This is a genomic window from Stenotrophomonas sp., from assembly GCF_032103445.1.
Classification (GTDB): domain Bacteria; phylum Pseudomonadota; class Gammaproteobacteria; order Xanthomonadales; family Xanthomonadaceae; genus Stenotrophomonas.
Genome location: NZ_DAMDFR010000031.1, coordinates 1 through 15,512, shown reverse-complemented (window position 1 = coordinate 15,512; position 15,512 = coordinate 1). Strand labels below are relative to the sequence as shown.

14 protein-coding genes and 1 pseudogene are annotated in these 15,512 nt (G+C 66.1%); 8 read left to right on the top strand and 7 right to left on the bottom strand.

Annotated features, from left to right (window positions below):
* Nucleotides 1-322 precede the first annotated feature (322 nt).
* From potA to RT551_RS12405, 4 genes are all read left to right on the top strand, one after another.
* Nucleotides 323-1,456 (top strand): polyamine ABC transporter ATP-binding protein, encoded by a 1,134-nt coding sequence (gene potA / locus RT551_RS12420; protein WP_313459101.1) that lies wholly within the window; start codon nt 323-325, stop codon nt 1,454-1,456.
* Entirely contained in the window at nt 1,453-2,364 is a 912-nt protein-coding gene (locus RT551_RS12415) for an ABC transporter permease subunit (RefSeq protein WP_313459099.1), read from the top strand. The genes potA and RT551_RS12415 overlap by 4 nt, the downstream gene beginning before the upstream one ends.
* Nucleotides 2,361-3,200: an ABC transporter permease subunit gene (locus RT551_RS12410; RefSeq protein WP_313459096.1), complete on the top strand. Its 840-nt coding sequence runs from the start codon at nt 2,361-2,363 to the stop codon at nt 3,198-3,200. Before RT551_RS12415 ends, RT551_RS12410 begins: the two co-directional genes overlap by 4 nt.
* A 288-nt stretch (nt 3,201-3,488) precedes the next feature.
* A complete protein-coding gene (locus RT551_RS12405) occupies nt 3,489-4,853 on the top strand; it encodes an NAD-dependent succinate-semialdehyde dehydrogenase (protein WP_313459094.1) in 1,365 nt (454 codons plus the stop codon).
* Nucleotides 4,854-4,886: 33 nt separating this feature from the next.
* On the opposite strand, the gene RT551_RS12400 is transcribed toward RT551_RS12405, so the two are convergent.
* The 6 genes from RT551_RS12400 to RT551_RS12375 all read right to left on the bottom strand — a co-directional run bounded on the left by RT551_RS12400 (nt 4,887) and on the right by RT551_RS12375 (nt 10,268).
* The gene (locus RT551_RS12400) at nt 4,887-5,882 is read right to left on the bottom strand and encodes a magnesium and cobalt transport protein CorA (RefSeq protein WP_313459093.1); all 996 of its coding nucleotides are present in this window, start codon (nt 5,880-5,882) and stop codon (nt 4,887-4,889) included.
* 15 nt (nt 5,883-5,897) lie between these two features.
* Nucleotides 5,898-7,142, bottom strand: a complete 1,245-nt coding sequence (locus tag RT551_RS12395) for a DUF4105 domain-containing protein (RefSeq protein WP_313459169.1) — start codon at nt 7,140-7,142, stop codon at nt 5,898-5,900.
* A 23-nt stretch (nt 7,143-7,165) separates the two neighbouring features.
* Nucleotides 7,166-8,047 carry a transporter associated domain-containing protein gene (locus RT551_RS12390; protein WP_313459091.1) on the bottom strand — a complete coding sequence of 294 codons (882 nt, stop codon included), beginning with the start codon at nt 8,045-8,047 and terminating at the stop codon, nt 7,166-7,168.
* A gap of 64 nt (nt 8,048-8,111) precedes the next feature.
* On the bottom strand, nt 8,112-8,720 hold the full coding sequence (locus RT551_RS12385; protein WP_313459088.1) for a hypothetical protein: 609 nt from the start codon (nt 8,718-8,720) through the stop codon (nt 8,112-8,114).
* A 20-nt stretch (nt 8,721-8,740) separates the two neighbouring features.
* Nucleotides 8,741-9,226, bottom strand: coding sequence for an rRNA maturation RNase YbeY (gene ybeY / locus RT551_RS12380; protein ID WP_313459086.1), 486 nt, complete (start codon nt 9,224-9,226; stop codon nt 8,741-8,743).
* Nucleotides 9,227-9,287: 61 nt separating this feature from the next.
* Nucleotides 9,288-10,268 (bottom strand): PhoH family protein, encoded by a 981-nt coding sequence (locus tag RT551_RS12375; RefSeq protein WP_313459084.1) that lies wholly within the window; start codon nt 10,266-10,268, stop codon nt 9,288-9,290.
* Between the two features lie 335 nt (nt 10,269-10,603).
* Here RT551_RS12375 and RT551_RS12370 point away from each other — a divergent pair, with 335 nt between their 5' ends.
* The 3 genes from RT551_RS12370 to RT551_RS12360 are packed head-to-tail and all read left to right on the top strand — an operon-like array spanning nt 10,604 to nt 13,646.
* Nucleotides 10,604-11,593, top strand: a complete 990-nt coding sequence (locus tag RT551_RS12370) for an HlyD family efflux transporter periplasmic adaptor subunit (protein WP_313459081.1) — start codon at nt 10,604-10,606, stop codon at nt 11,591-11,593.
* Nucleotides 11,594-11,604: 11 nt separating this feature from the next.
* Complete coding sequence (locus RT551_RS12365) at nt 11,605-12,534, top strand: ABC transporter ATP-binding protein (RefSeq protein ID WP_313459166.1); 930 nt, start codon at nt 11,605-11,607, stop codon at nt 12,532-12,534.
* Entirely contained in the window at nt 12,531-13,646 is a 1,116-nt protein-coding gene (locus tag RT551_RS12360; RefSeq protein ID WP_313459080.1) for an ABC transporter permease, read from the top strand. Before RT551_RS12365 ends, RT551_RS12360 begins: the two co-directional genes overlap by 4 nt.
* Before the next feature lie 93 nt (nt 13,647-13,739).
* Here the strand turns inward: RT551_RS12360 and miaB are convergent, their stop codons facing one another.
* Nucleotides 13,740-15,158 carry a tRNA (N6-isopentenyl adenosine(37)-C2)-methylthiotransferase MiaB gene (gene miaB, locus RT551_RS12355; protein WP_313459078.1) on the bottom strand — a complete coding sequence of 473 codons (1,419 nt, stop codon included), beginning with the start codon at nt 15,156-15,158 and terminating at the stop codon, nt 13,740-13,742.
* An 89-nt stretch (nt 15,159-15,247) separates the two neighbouring features.
* On the opposite strand from miaB, the pseudogene RT551_RS12350 reads away from it, so the two are divergent.
* Nucleotides 15,248-15,512 (top strand): annotated as a pseudogene (locus tag RT551_RS12350) (lytic transglycosylase domain-containing protein); the annotation flags it as partial.

Sequence of the window (15,512 nt, the reverse complement as noted above, 5' to 3'; positions counted from 1 at the left end):
ACCGAGCGAAGCCTTCGTTCGATGGTCATGCCCCAATGAAGTACCGACCGTCATCGGCGGTCGACTGTCGTGCGACCCTACCGGCATTCCGGGCATTCCGGGCATTCCGGGTGTTCCGGGCATTCCGGGTGTTCCGGGCATTCCGGGTGTTCCGGGCGTCCCGGGCGGCCCAACCGGCCCAACCGGCCCAACCAGCCCAACCAGCCCAACCAGCCCAACCAGCCCAACCAGCCCAACCGCCCGGTTCCGTCATCCTCCCGGCCGCCCGGGGCCGCTAGAATGGGCTGCCCACGTCCCGTAGCCGCGTCTGGAGCTGCTGCCCATGTCCTTTGAAGCCAAGCCGGAAGGCGAGGTCATCCCGGTCCTGGAGCCGGGTTATCTGTCCATTCGCGCGCTGCGCAAGGAATTCGACGGTTTCCTGGCCCTCGACGACGTCAATCTGGACGTCCGCAAGGGCGAGATCTTCGCCCTGCTGGGCGGGTCGGGCAGCGGCAAGTCGACCCTGCTGCGCTGCCTGGGCGGCTTTGAAACGCCCACCGCCGGCAGCATCGACCTGGACGGGCAACGCATCAACGCGTTGCCGCCGTACCAGCGGCCGATCAACATGATGTTCCAGTCCTATGCGCTGTTCCCGCACATGACCGTGGAGCAGAACATCGCCTTCGGCCTCAAGCAGGACGGCTTGGCCAAGGACGCCATCCGCAAGCGGGTTGGCGAAATGCTCGACCTGGTGCAGCTGGGCAAGCTGGCCAAGCGCAAGCCGCACCAGCTGTCCGGCGGCCAGCAGCAGCGTGTGGCCCTGGCCCGCTCGCTGGCCAAGGGACCGAAGCTGCTGTTGCTGGACGAACCGATGGGGGCGCTGGACAAGAAGCTGCGCTCGCAGATGCAGCTGGAGCTGGTCTCGATCATCGAGAACTCGGGCGTGACCTGCGTGATGGTCACCCACGACCAGGAAGAGGCCATGACCATGGCCACCCGCATCGCGGTGATGGACGCCGGCTGGATCCAGCAGGTCGGCAAGCCCGATGAAATCTACGAGCAGCCGGCCAACCGCTTCGTCGCCGGCTTCATCGGCTCGGTGAATCTGTTCGAGGGCGTGATCGACGAGGACCTGCCCGAGTACGTCACCGTGCGCACGCCGCTGTTCCCGGCCCCGATCTACGTGGCCCACGGCATCACCTGCTATGAAGGGCAGGAAGTGGCGTTCGCGCTGCGGCCGGAGAAGGTGATGATCGGCAAGGACGAGCCGGAAGGCGCGACCAACAAGGCCCAGGGCGTGATCGAGGACATCGCCTATTTCGGCAGCCATTCGGTCTATCACGTGCGTCTGCCCAGCGGAGCCAAGGTGCTGTCCAACTTCGCCAACTCGCAGCGCTGGGCCAGCGATGGCCTGACCTGGGGCGACGCGGTGTGGGTGCACTGGCGCGACAATGACGGCGTGGTGCTGACCGCATGAACGCCACCGGGCTCAAGCGCTGGCTGCCGGGCACCCGCAGTGCGGTGATTGCCGCGCCTTACCTGTGGCTGCTGCTGTTCTTCGCGGTGCCGTTCGCGATCATCCTGATGATCTCCTTCGCCCGCACCCAGGTCGGCTCGCCGCCGTACACCTGGCTGCTGGAGTACGTGGACGGGGCATTCTCGCTCAAGCTCAACCTGGGCAGTTATGTCGCGCTGGTGAAGGACAGCCAGTACGTGCTGGCCTACCTGAGCTCGATCAAGATCGCGGTGATCGCCACGCTGCTGACCCTGCTGATCGGCTACCCGATGGCCTACGTGATCTCGCGTATGTCGCCGGCCGCGCGGAATGTGGCGATGATGCTGGTGGTGCTGCCGTCGTGGACCTCGTTCCTGATCCGGGTCTATGCCTGGATTGGCATCCTGGACCGCAACGGCCTGCTGGACCAGCTGCTGCAGAAGATCGGTATCACCGATGCGCCGCTGAATCTGCTGTACACCCCAACGGCCGCCTATATCGGCATCGTGTACTGCTATCTGCCGTTCATGGTACTGCCGCTGTACGCCAACCTGGTCAAGCTGGATCATCGTCTGCTGGAGGCCGCGTATGACCTGGGCGCGAAGCCTTGGCAGGCGTTCCTGAAGATCACGCTGCCGCTGTCGCGGGGCGGGATCATCGCCGGCTGCATGCTGGTGATGATTCCGGCGGTGGGTGAATTCGTGATTCCGGAAATGCTGGGTGGGCCGGACACGCTGATGATCGGCAGGGTGCTGTGGGGCGAGTTCTTCAATAACCGTGACTGGCCCACGGCTTCCGCGGTGGCCGTGGTCATGCTGCTGTTGTTGATGGTGCCGATTCTGCTGTTCAACCGGGTGCAGCAGCGCGAGCTGGAAGGGAAGCTGACATGAGCATGGTGCGCAGCAACCGCTGGCTGGGGTGGTCGGTGCTGGTCCTGGGCTTCGGCTTTCTGTACCTGCCGATCCTGTTGCTGATGATCTATTCGTTCAATGCCTCCAAGCTGGCCACGGTGTGGTCGGGCTTTTCCACGCGCTGGTATGGCGAGCTGTTCAACAACCGGCAGATCCTGGATGCGCTGTGGGTCAGCCTGAAGGTGGCATTCTGGACGGCGACTGCGGCCACCGTGCTGGGGACGATGGCGGCGATGGTGATGACCCGCTTCCAGCGCTTCCCGGGCAAAACCGTGTTCGGTGCTCTGATCACCGCGCCGCTGGTGATGCCGGAGGTGATTCTGGGCTTCTCGTTGATGACCCTGCTGGTGGCGATGGGCGGCATACCCGGCTTTCCGAGTCGCGGCGTGGGCAGCATCTGGATCGCCCACGTGACCTTCACCCTGTCGTTCGTCACTGTGGTGGTGTCCTCGCGGCTGCGTGAACTGGACCGGTCGCTGGAAGAGGCGGCAATGGACCTGGGGGCGAGCCGGCTGAAGGTGTTCTTCCAGATCACCCTGCCGATCATCGCCCCGGCGCTGGTGGCCGGCTGGCTGCTGGCGTTCACCTTGTCGCTGGATGACGTGGTGATTGCCAGCTTCGTCGCTGGACCGAATTCGACCACGCTGCCGATGAAGGTGTTCGCTTCCGTGCGCATGGGCATCAAGCCGGAGATCAACGCGCTGGCCACCTTGATGGTGCTGGCCGTGTCGATTGCGGCGGTGGTCGGCTGGTTCGTCACCGCGCGCAGCGAGAAGCGCCGCCAGCGCGACATGCAGCTGGCGCAGAAGGGGTAAATGGCCGCCGGGCACCGCCCGGTTGCCGATGAAGTGGACCCGTGGGACGGTGCTGCCCGGCCGCCGATGACGTGGACCCGTGGGACGGTGCCGCCAGGCCTCCGATGACGTGGACCCGTGGAACGGTGTTGTTTGGCCGCCGATGACGTGGACCCGTAGAGCCGGGCTTGCCCGGCTGCCTTTCGCGGCGCAAAGAGCAGCCGGGCAAGCCCGGCTCTACGATGTGCCGGCAACATCCGGCTCACAGTCGCAGGCGCACACTACACGTCTGCCTTCCGGAATGCGCCAATGACCGTCGAAATCACCAACCCCGCCACCGGCCTGGTCACCTACCGCCACGAATTGCTGACCGCCGCCGACGTCGAGCAGCGCCTGGCCGCAGCCGCCACCGCCTTCCCGCTCTGGGCGGCACGCTCGCTGCAGGAACGCGGCAGCGTGCTGCGCGCGATCGCCGCCCAGTTGCGTGCACGCAAGGATGACCTCCAGCAGGCAATGACCTCCGAAATGGGCAAGCTCAAGACCGAAGCCCTCGCCGAGGTTGAAAAATGCGCCCAGGCCTGCGAGTACTACGCCGACCACGCCGCCGACTATCTGAAGCCGCAGCTGATCGACACCGAAGCCCAGCGCAGCTATGTGCGCTACGAACCGATCGGCTGTGTGTTCGCGGTGATGCCGTGGAATTTCCCGATCTGGCAGGTGTTCCGCTTCCTGGCACCGGCATTCATGGCCGGCAACGTGGCCGTGCTCAAACACGCCAGCAACGTGCCACAGTGCGCCGATCTGATCCTGGCCGTGTGCCGTGATGGTGGGCTTCCGGAGGGCGTGTTCGATGTGTTGCATATCAACAACGAGCAGGCCGCCGAGGTGCTGCGCGACAAGCGGGTGAAGGCGGTCACGCTCACCGGCAGCGAGCGGGCAGGGCGCTCGATTGCGGCCAATGCCGGCGACCAGCTGAAGAAGTGCGTGATGGAACTCGGTGGCAGCGATGCCTTCGTGGTGCTGGACGACGCCGATCTGGACAAAGCCGTGGCGGCCGCGGTGAAGTCGCGCTTCGACAACAGCGGCCAGACCTGCATCGCGGCCAAGCGCTTCATCGTGGTGGACGCCATTGCCGATGCGTTTGTCGAAAAGTTCGTAGCGGCCGCCGCGCAGCGTGTGTATGGCGACCCGCAGGACGAGAAGACCACGCTGGCTCCGATGGCGCGGGCCGACCTGCGCGAGGAACTGCACAAGCAGGTGCAGTCCAGCGTGGACAAGGGCGCGAAACTGCTGCTGGGTGGTGAGCCGGTGCCGGGTACGCACGCCGGCTACCCGTCCACCATCCTCGACCACGTGGTGCCGGGCATGCCGGCCTACGAAGAGGAACTGTTCGGGCCGGTGGCGGCGATCCTGCGTGTGCGCGATGAAGAGGAGGCGCTGCAGGTGGCCAATGACACCACGTTTGGACTGGGCGGCAGCGTTTGGTCAGGCGACCCGGTGCGCGGCGAGGCGATGGCCAAGCGGCTGGAGTGCGGCGCGGCGTTCGTCAATGCCATCGTCAAAAGCGATGTGCGGTTGCCGTTCGGGGGCAGCAAGCGCTCAGGGTTCGGACGCGAGCTGGCCGACCACGGCATTCATGAGTTCATGAACATCAAAACGGTTTACGTGGCGTGACGGATGTCACGACCAACGGTCGTGACCTACCGGTTACAACCACCGCGCGCGCTTGAACAACCGGTACAACCCCACGCATACCGCGCCCACACCGACAATCATCGCTGGATACGCCCACGGCTTGTCCAGCTCGGGCATGTGCGCGAAGTTCATTCCGTACCAGCTGGTGATCAAGGTAGGCGCGGCCAGGAGTGCCGCCCACGCACCCAGCCGCTTCACCGTTTCCCCCTGCGCCAGCGTGACCAGCGACAGGTTCACGCTCAACGCGGTGCCCAGCATCTCGCGCAGGGTGTCGATCACATCGCTGATCCGCACCGCATGGTCATGCACATCACGGATGTACAGCTTGACCTCGTCGGGAATCAGGTCGCCGGGGTAGCGACGCAGCTGCGCCAGGACGTCCTGCAGCGGGGCCACGGCCATCCGCATCTTGTTGAGTTCACGCTTGAGTTCGTACAGGCGCACGATCGTGGTGCGCTTGTAGTTCTCGGCGAAGATGTCCTTTTCCAGCGCGTCGAGCGTGTCGTGGTAACCCACTGTGATCGGCAGGTAGTTGTCCACCACGAAGTCCATCACCGCATACAGGCAGTACGACGGTCCCATCTTCAGCAACTGCGGTTCGCGCTCGACCCGCGCGCGCACCGGTGCATAGGACAGCGACGCACCGTGTCGCACCGTGACCAGAAAACGAGGGCCGAGGAAGGCATGGGTCTCGCCATACTCGATGCGGTCCTGCACGCTCTGCGCGGTAGTCACCACCACGAACAGGGAGTTGCCATACGCCTCCACCTTGGGGCGCTGGTGCGCGTTGCGGGCATCGTCGATGGCCAGGTCGTGCAGGCCGAATTCTTCCTGCAGCTTCAGAAGCACGGCGTCAGCCGGGTCATACAGGCCGACCCACACAAAGCCATTGCCGCTGGCGATCACATCACTGATCGCATCCAGCGCGATGTCGTGGCGCTTGCCCTGGTCGTCGTAATGAACGCAGTTGATGACGCAGGCAGGGTTGCTTGAATCTTTATGTTCCATGGCGGTCATGGTGCGTCAGCCGGCCGTGACGGACGGGTCACGGCGGCCCAGCACCCAAGCCAGCGCAACGTGCACCGGAAGCAGCAGCACGATCCACTGCAGGTTGATCTGCGGCTGCAGGGTCAGCCAATGCAGCACCAGCCCCAGGCCGGACAGCACCGCGATGCTCCACAGCAGCACACGGAACCACGCGCGCGGCGTGCGCCCGCGCAGCAGGGTGATCGCTCCCGGCAGCAGCAGCACGCACAGCGGCGACAGCTGCAGCAGGTTGCGGTTGGCCCAGGCAGCATGGTGTGCGCTGAAGCCCCACAGGAAGGTCAGCAGCCCGCCGGCGATGCCACACAGCAGCCACAGCGGAAGGGCAAGCCCGCCGAGCAGGCGGCGACGCTGGCGCAGTGCGAGCACGCCGCCCGCCAGCACCAGCCCGCACAGCAGCCACGGCCACCAGCGCCGGGCGAACTCGGCCGGTTCCGGGGCAATCCGGTGCGGCAGCAGCTCCTGTTCGGCCTGTACCAGCGGACGTCCTTCGGTGTTTTTGACCTGGCGCAGCGCATCGGCCAGACGCATCGGCACGAACGCTTCCTGCCAGCGCGACAGCGGCTGGTCGGCATACGGCCCCAGGCCGACGTCGAAGCCCAGCCACATCCACGGGGCCGGCGAGGCCAGCCGCACCGACTCGCTGCGATAGGTGTTGCCACGCGAGCGCCCGGACAACTGCGCATGCAGCCCGCCGCCCAGTGCCTCGTCGATGGCGTCGCGGACCATGGTGGCGCAGTTGGCGGTGTAGTAGTCGTAGCGGTAGCGCGCGTTTTCCGGCTTGGCCCGCTCGGCCAGCGAAGCGGCCAGGGTGCGTGCCTGCTCCGGGCTCAGGTCGAGCCACTGCAGGTTGGCCCCGCGCCCGGTTTCCGCGTAGTACGACAGGTCCTGTTCCAGTGGCAGCGCCACCAGGTAATACATCATGTCGCCGCGGATGAAGCGGCCGATGAAGTCGGGCTCGTTTGGATCGAAATAGCCGAAGTTGTACGAGATCGCCTGTCCGCTGACCGGGTCCTCGACCACGATGGCGTCATGCCCGAAGCGCTCGAAGAAAATCTCGCCCGGCTGCATGGTGACAATGCCGATGCGCGGGGCAGGGGCCTCGACGGTGGGCGCTTCGGCTGCAGGCGCAGGCGCTGTTTCCTGCGCCAGCGCTGCCATCGGCAGGCTGGACAGGGCACACAGCATTAACAGGAACAACAGGCGGCACAGCGGCCACCGCATCAGCAGAGGCCGCATGGCGTGGTTCAACCTTCGTCGGTGCTGTCAGGTGGCAGCACGGTTACATGGAATGCCTGCACGCGGCGGGCGTCGGCGCGCGCGACCCGGAACACGAAACGGTCCAGGGTGAGTTCGTCGCCGGTTTCGGGCAGATGGCCGATCGCTTCAGTGACCAGGCCACCGATGGTGTCGTAGTCGTCGTCGGCGAAGCTGGCCCCGAAGCGTTCATTGAAATCGCCGATCGGGGTAAGTGCATCGACCACGTACTGGCCATCGGCCTGGATGGCGATCTGCGCGGTGTGGTCTTCGGCTTCGTCGTGCTCGTCGTCGATCTCACCGACGATCTGTTCCAGCACGTCCTCGATGGTGACCAGGCCGGCGACACCGCCGTACTCGTCGACCACGATGGCCATGTGGTTGCGCGACAGGCGGAATTCCTTCAGCAGCACGTTGAGCTTCTTGGCCTCGGGAATCAGCACCGCCGGGCGCAGCAGCTCGCGCACATTGGCCGGCCCGTTGTCGGCGACCACGCCGCGCAGCAGGTCCTTGGCCAGCAGGATGCCGAGGATTTCGTCTTTGTTCTCGCCGTGCACCGGGAAGCGCGAATGGCCGGACTCGACCACCTGCTTCATCAGTTCCAGGAACGGGGCCTGCACCGGCAGCGACACCATCTGCGAACGCGAAATCATCACGTCGCCCACGGTGAGTTCGGCGACCGAAATGGCCCCTTCCATCATGCGCAGGGTGTCGGCGGCGATCAGGCCGTCTTCCTGCGCGGTGTGCAACACCGCCACCAGTTCGTCACGGGTGTGGGGTTCGCCGGAGAAGGCAGAGGTCAGGCGTTCCAGCCAGCTGCGCTTCTTTTCGTTCTGCTCCGTCTGGGAGCCACTACTGTCGTCTTCTGACATCTCTGGAAAAAAGGCACCCGGCGAACCGGGCGTTGCGGCCAGTCTAGCAGGATGTGAGGCGCTGTCAGTGACCGCCGTCGGGCGTATTCACGGACGGGGGCAGCGAGGCGTCAGGGGCCGGTGCCGCCTCCTCCTCCTCCTCGTCCTCGGCGGGCAGGTCCAGGCTGTAGGTGCAGCCGGCCAGGGTCTTGCCCGGGTGGCTCTGGACCGTGGACACGCTGAGGATGATCGACTCGATCATCGGCTCGCCGGTGCGCGGGTCGGTGACGTCGCGGGCCACCACCTCGCGGCCGGCCATGAATTTGTCCGGATTGTCCACGCCGTCCTCCAGCTTCAGGCCTTTGGCCAGCGGGCGCGGGTCGGCCACGTCCAGGATGGCCATGATGCTGGCCCCGGACACGGTGATGTACTCGGCGCGCTGGCCGAACACGGTGATCGGGCTGGCCAGCCGGTACTCGGCCATGAACTGGTTGCGCTGTTCCAGCGGCTGCAGGCCGTTGGCCACGGCCTTGAGCGGATCGGCGACCACCGGGGCCACGGCGTCGTAGTCGGCCACCCGCTGGCGGCATTCGATCAGTGCCGGCAGGTCCAGCGGGGCAGGCGCGGGGGCGGCCATGCTGGTCAGGGGCAACAGGCCGGTCAGGGTCAGGCTGGCGGTGCGGAGCAGGGTCATCGGGCAGGTCCGTTCGGGGCTCAGCGTTCGCCGGCGTAGGGGTCGGAAATGCCCAGGTCGGCCAGGATCTCGCGTTCCAGCTGCTCCATGGCCTCGGCTTCCTTGTCGTCCTCATGGTCCCAGCCCAGCAGGTGCAGCACGCCGTGCACGGTCAGGTGCGCGTAGTGGGCGTTGAGGGTCTTGGACTGTTCGTCGGCTTCGCGGGCCACCACCGGGGCACAGATCACCAGGTCGCCCAGCAGCGGGAACTTCACCCCCTTGGGCAGGCCTTCGGGCACTTCGGCGGGGAAGCTGAGCACATTGGTGGCGTAGTCCTTGCCCCGGTAGTGCCGGTTCAGTGACTGACCTTCCTTGGCGTCGACCACGCGGATGGCCAGGTCGGCCTCGCGGATGCGGCCTTTCAGCGCCGCCGCCACCCATTTGCGGAAGCTCACCGCCGCCGGCAGGCCGGTGCGGGGCAGGGCGTAGCTGACGGCGACATCGAGGCGGACGGGGCCCTTGGTCATGGTATTTCCGGTGTATCTGCAATAAGGGGAACAGTATCGCGCGTGCGACCCGCCGCCGCCATCATGCGTCCGGTTTGACCTGCTGAAGGTCTCGGCGGTCGTACGCACTGACGATCCGTGCCACCAGCGGGTGGCGCACCACGTCGCGGGCTTCGAAGAAGGTGAAGCTCACCCCGTCCACGTCGCGCAGCACCTCGATGGCGTCGCGCAGGCCGGACTTCACGTGCTTGGGCAGGTCGGTCTGGGTCAGGTCACCGGTGACCACGGCGGTGGAGCCGAAGCCGAGGCGGGTCAGGAACATCTTCATCTGCTCGATGGTGGTGTTCTGCGCCTCATCCAGGATCACGTAGGCATCGTTGAGCGTTCGGCCGCGCATGTAGGCCAGGGGCGCAATCTCGATGACGTTCTTTTCCAGCAGCTTGACCACCTTCTCCACACCCAGCATTTCATACAGGGCGTCGTACAGCGGACGCAGATAGGGGTCGACCTTCTGGGTAAGATCGCCGGGCAGGAAGCCCAGCTTTTCGCCGGCTTCCACGGCCGGGCGCACCAGGATCAGGCGCTGCACGCGTGACTCGTTGAGTGCCTCGACCGCGCTGGCCACGGCCAGGAAGGTCTTGCCGGTACCGGCCGGACCGATGCCGAAATTGATGTCGTGGGTGGTGATCTGGTGCAGGTAGCGGGCCTGGTTGGCACCGCGCCCGCGCACCGTGCCGCGCTTGACCTTGATGCTGACTTCCTGCGCCTCGTACGCGCGCTCGGCCACATGTTCCACATTGGCCTGGTTCAGACGCAGGTGGATGGCGTGGCTGTCGAACACGGTGTCGGCCGCTTCTTCGTACAGCGCTTCAATCAGCTTCTGCGCCTCGGCCACGACCGCCTTGGGGCCGCTGATGCGGAACACGTGGCCGCGGTTGGCGATTTCGACGCCGAGCTTGAGTTCGATCTGGCGCAGGTGCTCATCGAAGGGGCCGGCCAGGTTGGCCAGCCGCTCATTGTCTTCCGGGGCCAGGGTGAAGTCGCGGTGTGCCAGTGCGGTCATTGCATGCGGCGGCACGCAGTGACGGTGCCGCAGGATCAGGAAAGGAATGACAGGGTAGCGCGTTTCCCGGCTGCCGCGTGTTCTCCACAGCCGTTGTGCAGGGGCGGTGCAGCAACCTGTGGATAGCCGGCTGCAGCCCTAGTGCCGCAATGAAGATGAAGGCGTGGTCAAAAAAGCGTCAAGGTCAGGTGGGGTTTTCCACATGCACTGTGGGCGGCTGCGGGAGAAACATGTGGATAACCGCGTGCACGCCAGTTGCCGCAGTGCCTGCAGGTAGGTGATCATTTCATGACCAGCGCGCACTGCCGCGCGTTCTGCCTGACGGAGTCGTGCCGATGTCCGCAGTGTGCAGTTGGAGGGAGATCGCGGTCAGACCGGGGCAGTGTCTGCTGCTGGTGGCGCTTGTGCTGCTGGCTGGCTGCAGTCGCGAACCGGAGACGGCCCTGGGGACGCTGGAGTGGGACCGCATCACCGTGCCGGCCCCGGCCGCTGAAACCATTGCCTCGATCCAGGTCCGCGAAGGGCAGCAGGTCGAGGCGGGCGCTGCATTGATGCAGCTGGAGACAACGCGCACCGCCGCCCAGCTGGCCGCGTTGCAGGCGCAGACGTCCCAGGCCGGGCAGGCGCTGCTCGAGCTCAAGCACGGTCCTCGCCGCGAAGACATCGAGCAGGCGCGGGCCACACTGGCGGCGGCGCGGGCACAGGCCGCTGATGCCACCGCCTATCTTGCGCGTCTGCAGCCGCTGGGCCGACAGCAACTGGTGGCCGCTGCCGACATTGACCGTGCGCGCGCGGCGGCTGGCAATGCGCAGGGAACCGTACGCGCGGCCGAACAGGCGCTGCTGGCGCTGGAACATGGCACCCGGATCGAACAGGTCGGCCAAGGGCAGGCCGCGTTGCAGGCGGCCCAGGCCCAGGTGGCGGCACAGGTGGTCACGCTGGACAAACTCGGGCTGGTGGCCCCGCGCGCCGGCCGCATCGACGCGCTGCCGTACCGGCAGGGCGACCAGGCACCGGTCGGTGCGCCGCTGGTGGTCATGCTGGTGGGCGATCATCCCTACGCGCGCGTCTATCTGCCTGAGCCGCTGCGACTGAAGGTCAGGGTCGGCCAATCCGCCCAGGTCACGCTGCAAGGGCGCGAAGGTGCACTGCGCGCGCGGGTGCGCAGCATCCGCAGCGATCCGGGCTTCAATCCGTACTATGCGCTCAGCGGCGATGACGCGTCGCGCTTGAGCTGGCTGGCCGAGATCGAGCTGGAGCCGGCGGATGACGGGACCGTGTTGGCGGATCTCCCGGCCGGCGTCCCGGTGCGGGTCACGTTTTGAACGACCTGGCCATCCAGGCGCGCGGACTGACCAAGCGCTTTGGCGCGCTGGCGGCGGTGGACCACGTCGATCTGCAGGTGCCGCGGGCCAATGTGTACGGCTTTCTGGGCCCCAACGGGTCGGGCAAGTCCACCACTATCCGCATGCTGTGCGGGCTGCTCACCCCCACCGAAGGGGAGATCGAGGTACTGGGCCTGCGCATTCCCGAGCAGGCCGAAGCGCTGCGCCAGCGCATCGGTTACATGACCCAGCGGTTTTCGTTGTTCGAGGACCTCAGCGTACGCGAGAACCTGGAGTTCCTCGCCGCGGTGCAGAACCTGCCGCGCGCGCAGGCGCGCACGCGCATCGACGAGCTGCTGGAGCACTACCACTTCCAGGATCGGCAGAAGCAACTGGCCGGCACCATGAGCGGGGGACAGAAGCAGCGCCTGGCCCTGGCCGGCGCGGTGATCCACCAGCCGGAACTGCTGTTCCTTGACGAGCCCACCAGTGCGGTCGACCCCGAGTCGCGGCGCGACTTCTGGGAAAAGCTGTTCGACCTGGCGGATGCGGGCACCACGCTGCTGGTGTCCACCCACTACATGGATGAAGCCGAGCGCTGCCATCGCCTTGCCATTCTGGATCGGGGCGCGCTGGTGGCCGATGGCACGCCTGCCGAGCTCACCGGCGGACTGCGCGGACGCACGCTGGAAGTGCATGCCGATCAGCCGCGGCAGGCGCAGCGGGCACTGGCTCAAGTGGCGGGTGTGTTGAGCGTCGCGCAGATCGGTAACAGCCTGCGCGTGCTGCTGGACGCGGGCGATGGGGGGGAGGCGGCCGTGCAGCAGGCACTGCACAGCGCCGGGTTGCCCGCGGAGGTGGTCGCCAGCACCCCCAATCTGGAGGACGTGTTCGTGTCTGCTACGCGTGGTCGGGAGCCTGCCGACGAGGAGGCTGCATGAACCTGCGCCGGTTGTGGGCGGTGGTGATCAAAGAGCTGCGGCAGATGCGCCGCGATCGGATCACCCTGGGCATGATTGTGGGAATTCCGGTGATGCAGCTGGTGCTGTTCGGTTACGCCATCAACCTCAACCTGCGCAACCTGGACGCGGGTATTGCCGACCAGGCACGGACCAGCGCTTCACGCGCGCTGGTGATGGACATGGTGGCGACCGGCGTGATCCACCCCGTCCTGCACGTGGACACGCCCGAGGAGCTGATGCAGGCGTTGCGGCAGGGCAGGATCAGTGTCGGGGTGGTGGTGCCGGCCGACTTCGAGCGACGTCGCTTTGAAGGACGCGAGGCGGTGCAGGTGCTGGTGGATGGCAGCGATACGGTGGTGCAGAGTGCGGCGGTGCAGCTGGCGCAGGTACCGCTGGACGGCGTGCCGGTGCGCAACGACCGTCCGCTGCGCGCCGGTGCCTCGGCGGCGGCGGGGCAGGTCAGCGTGGTGGCGTTCTACAACCCGCAGCGGCGCTCGGCAGTGAACATCGTGCCTGGCCTGATCGGCATCATCCTGACCATGACCATGGTGATGTTCACCGCCGTGGCGATCGTGCGCGAACGCGAGCGCGGCAACATGGAGCTGCTGATCGCCACGCCATTGAGCAGCAGCGAGCTGATGATCGGCAAAGTGCTGCCATACGCGGTGATCGGTCTGATCCAGACCAGCCTGGTGCTGGTGCTGGGATTGTGGCTGTTCCAGGTTCCGGTGCGCGGCAGCGTGCTGGATGTCTATCTGGTTGCGATGCTGTTGATTCTCGCCAACCTGGCACTGGGGCTGCTGATTTCCACCAAGGCCCGGTCGCAGTTCCAGGCCATGCAGATGACGATGTTCGTGTTCCTGCCGTCGATCCTGTTGTCAGGCTTCATGTTTCCGTTCGCCGGCATGCCGCGGGTGGTGCAGTGGCTGGCCGAGATCCTGCCGCTGACCCACTTCCTGCGGCTGGTGCGCGGCATCATGCTGCGTGGTGCGCGCTGGTGGGAACTGTGGCCGGAGGTGCTGGCGCTGCTGGCCTTCATCGTGGTGATGATGGTCGTGGCGATCACGCGGTTCCGCAAACGTCTTGACTGACGGTTGTCCGGGCGTTCTGCCACGCATGGCGTGGCACTACGAATATCGATGCAATCGCGTAGAGCCGCGCCATGCGCGGCTGCGATGCCGGACTCAGGCGACCACCAGCCGCCCACGCAAAGAGTTGCTGTACGCCTCGGTGATCTCCACATCCACCAGCTGGCCTACCAGGCGCATCTGCCCGGGGAAGTTCACCGAACGCATGTTCTCGGTCTTGCCGGTCAGCTCGTTCGGATCCTTGCGCGACGGCCCCTCCACCAGCACGGTCTGCACGGTGCCGACCATGGCCTGCGAGATCGCCGCCGCCTGCTCGTTGATCCGGGCCTGCAGGCGCGACAGCCGCGCATGCTTTTCCGCATCGCTGATGGTGTCTTCCAGATCCGCGGCCGGAGTGCCGGGACGACGTGAATAGATGAAGGAGAAGCTCTGGTCGAAGCCCACGTCTTCGATCAGCTTCATGGTCTTCTCGAAATCGGCCTCGGTTTCGCCGGGGAAGCCGACGATGAAGTCCGAACTGATTGAAATGTCCGGGCGCACCGCGCGCAGCTTGCGGATCTTGGCCTTGAACTCCAGCGCGGTGTAGCCGCGCTTCATCGCCGACAGCACGCGGTCGCTGCCCGCCTGCACCGGCAGGTGCAGGAAATTGGCCAGCTGCGGCACGTCGCGGTAAGCGTCCACCAGCGAGTCGCTGAACTCCAGCGGGTGCGAGGTGGTGAAGCGGATGCGGTCCACGCCGTCAATCTCCGCGATCGTGCGGATCAGCAGGCCGAGGTCGGCGAATTCGCCGTCGCCATACGGACCGCGGTAGGCGTTGACGTTCTGGCCGAGCAGGTTGATTTCGCGCACGCCCTGGCCGGCGAGTTGGGCCACTTCCACGACCACGTCCTCGAACGGACGGCTCACTTCGGTGCCACGGGTGTAGGGCACCACGCAGAACGAGCAGTACTTGGAGCAGCCTTCCATGATCGAGACAAAGGCCGAGCCGCCTTCGGCGCGCGGCTCGGGCAGGCGGTCGAACTTCTCGATTTCCGGGAAGCTGATGTCGACCTGCGACTTGCCCGATTCACGACGCTGGCGGATCAGCTCCGGCAGGCGATGCAGGGTCTGCGGGCCAAACACCAGGTCCACGTGCGGGGCGCGCTTGATGATCGCCTCGCCTTCCTGCGACGCCACGCAGCCGCCGACGCCGATGATCACGCCGCGGCCGTTGTTCTTCAGCGCCTTCCAGTAGCCGAGCTGGCTGAACACCTTCTCCTGCGCCTTTTCGCGGATGGAACAGGTGTTCATCAGCAGCACGTCGGCTTCGGCCGGGTCGTCGGTGAGTTCCAGACCCTCCTCGGCGGCGAGCACGTCGGCCATCTTGGTCGAGTCGTACTCGTTCATCTGGCAGCCGTGGGTCTTGATGTACAGCTTGCCGCGCACCGGGCCATTCACCTGCGGGCGGGAGCCGGGCAGGGGGATCAGGTCGGGGCGGGCGACGGGTTCGGAGGGTGACGCTGGCGTCCCGGTCATGGCGCTTATTCCAGTCGGGTGGGCGGGCAGGGGTAGCCTGGTAGTTTACCCCCTTGTTAACGGGGCGCGAAACGGGGACACTCCGCCCCATGAAGGGGATTGTGGGGACAATCGCTGCGCTGGCCTTGACTGCGCTGACCGCTCTGCCGGCCAGTGCCGGTACGCTGTACAAGTGTGTTGGCGACGACGGCATCCCCAGCTACGTCAGCAAACGCGTGCCAAAAGCGACCTGCAGCGTGGTCAGCAACTACCGCCCGGACCGCAGCGCGCCCAAGCGCTACATTCCGCCGCCGGCCCCGGCTCCCGCTCCGGCCCCGGTGGCGGCAGCGCCAACCCCGGCCCAGGCCGATACGG

Bases quoted from the DNA above. Each gene is read 5' to 3' on its own strand.
- potA (WP_313459101.1), top strand. From the start codon at position 323: ATGTCCTTTGAAGCCAAGCCGGAAGGCGAGGTCATCCCGGTCCTGGAG.
- RT551_RS12415 (WP_313459099.1), top strand. From the start codon at position 1,453: ATGAACGCCACCGGGCTCAAGCGCTGGCTGCCGGGCACCCGCAGTGCG.
- RT551_RS12410 (WP_313459096.1), top strand. From the start codon at position 2,361: ATGAGCATGGTGCGCAGCAACCGCTGGCTGGGGTGGTCGGTGCTGGTC.
- RT551_RS12405 (WP_313459094.1), top strand. From the start codon at position 3,489: ATGACCGTCGAAATCACCAACCCCGCCACCGGCCTGGTCACCTACCGC.
- RT551_RS12400 (WP_313459093.1), bottom strand. From the start codon at position 5,882: ATGGAACATAAAGATTCAAGCAACCCTGCCTGCGTCATCAACTGCGTT.
- RT551_RS12395 (WP_313459169.1), bottom strand. From the start codon at position 7,142: ATGCGGTGGCCGCTGTGCCGCCTGTTGTTCCTGTTAATGCTGTGTGCC.
- RT551_RS12390 (WP_313459091.1), bottom strand. From the start codon at position 8,047: ATGTCAGAAGACGACAGTAGTGGCTCCCAGACGGAGCAGAACGAAAAG.
- RT551_RS12385 (WP_313459088.1), bottom strand. From the start codon at position 8,720: ATGACCCTGCTCCGCACCGCCAGCCTGACCCTGACCGGCCTGTTGCCC.
- ybeY (WP_313459086.1), bottom strand. From the start codon at position 9,226: ATGACCAAGGGCCCCGTCCGCCTCGATGTCGCCGTCAGCTACGCCCTG.
- RT551_RS12375 (WP_313459084.1), bottom strand. From the start codon at position 10,268: ATGACCGCACTGGCACACCGCGACTTCACCCTGGCCCCGGAAGACAAT.
- RT551_RS12370 (WP_313459081.1), top strand. From the start codon at position 10,604: ATGTCCGCAGTGTGCAGTTGGAGGGAGATCGCGGTCAGACCGGGGCAG.
- RT551_RS12360 (WP_313459080.1), top strand. From the start codon at position 12,531: ATGAACCTGCGCCGGTTGTGGGCGGTGGTGATCAAAGAGCTGCGGCAG.
- miaB (WP_313459078.1), bottom strand. From the start codon at position 15,158: ATGACCGGGACGCCAGCGTCACCCTCCGAACCCGTCGCCCGCCCCGAC.